This is a genomic window from Acinetobacter sp. S4400-12 (assembly GCF_024129495.1).
Classification (GTDB): Bacteria; Pseudomonadota; Gammaproteobacteria; order Pseudomonadales; family Moraxellaceae; genus Acinetobacter; species Acinetobacter lwoffii_C.
This window is the reverse complement of record NZ_JAMXYB010000083.1, coordinates 1-1253: the sequence shown is the minus strand read 5'-3', so window position 1 is coordinate 1253 and position 1253 is coordinate 1. Positions and strand designations below refer to the sequence as shown.

The 1253-nt window shown below is 37.4% G+C and carries 1 protein-coding gene and 1 pseudogene; one reads left to right on the top strand and one right to left on the bottom strand.

Annotation, left to right across the window (positions count from 1 at the left end; genetic code table 11):
* The first annotated feature begins 75 nt into the window (after window positions 1-75).
* On the top strand, window positions 76-789 hold the full coding sequence (locus tag NI461_RS14000; protein WP_253157842.1) for a hypothetical protein: 714 nt from the start codon (window positions 76-78) through the stop codon (window positions 787-789).
* Here NI461_RS14000 and NI461_RS13995 read toward each other — a convergent pair.
* Window positions 760-1253: pseudogene (locus NI461_RS13995) on the bottom strand (hypothetical protein); the annotation flags it as partial. The gene NI461_RS14000 and the pseudogene NI461_RS13995 sit on opposite strands and share 30 nt — an antisense overlap.

The window sequence follows — 1253 nt, the reverse complement described above, 5'->3', positions numbered from 1 at the left end:
CCGATTTGATAAGCTTGCACGAAATTATCAGTCTATGATTTACATTGCTTGCATGTTTATTTGGTGTAAAGCCAAATGAGGACACGCCCTAAGCTTGAAATCCAAATTATTCGAAAAATGGCTGATAATAAAGTTCTAATGGATAGTGCAACTCAAGATCCATTGCCTTTGTATGAAGACTACGCTGAACATAATCCATTAAGAGCAACTATTAAATTACTAAAAAGACATCGTGATCAGTGGGCATTAAATTCAGAAAGTCCTGAGTATCGACCGATTTCTGCAGTGATAACCACTCTAGCTGCCAAAGCATATGAGAAAGTTTATAAAGAATCACAGGCTCAGGCTCTAAGGCCAATTGAGGCAATTGTAAAAATCATTGCATACATGTCACAGTTTATAACCCAAGTTGATGAAGGCTTTGCTGTATTGAATCCTAAAGATTCAGGTGAAAACTTTGCTGAAAAATGGAATCGTCCAGATGGTGAGGGTGAATCTTATCGAGAAGCATTTTTTGTGTGGCATTCACAAGCTTTAGAAAGTGTATTAATAGGACTTAATGACTTAGGTAATTCAGAATCATTTGAAAATAAACTTATGGAAAGTTTTGGAGTCCCAAGAGCATTTATCAAAGAGCAAATTATAAATGTTCCTGATAAATCATGGACATTACCTGGAAGAAACTCTCAAATAACGCTCAATGCTCTAGCATTAAATGCCTTAACAGGATCATCTTCATCTGCAGCATCAATTCATACTTCAAATGAACCAGTAGGTCGACTTGGTTAAGATGGAAAAAGTCACTCCAGAAATAAGACAAGGTATAGCATTTTTACACCAATATTTAGGTGAAGATGCTATGTCTTTGCTTAAAGAAACAGACCCAAAAGAAAAGGAGGTGCTAGCGTATGAATTTCCTTTACCTGAGGACTTCTTAGGTGTTTCACGGATACTCAGGATTAGCTTTTGTGAAGGCTTTCCAACAGTTGGCTTGCGTCTACAAATAAGTCCTTCACCTTGGCTGTTATGGCCCCATGCGATGCCACAATCGTTATGTTTGTATGGATTTGGAGAGCATCCCGCTGCAAACTCGCCTGAAAGTGTAGTAAATGATGCGTTAAGGAGGTTATCAAAGATATTGGAGCTTGTATTACCTTCTTCTAATAGATCTCTTTCATAAATCAAAAAATGATCTTCTTTTTGGTTGATATTTGCACTCCAGATTTCTTGGCATTCGTGCATAATCTGCGGAT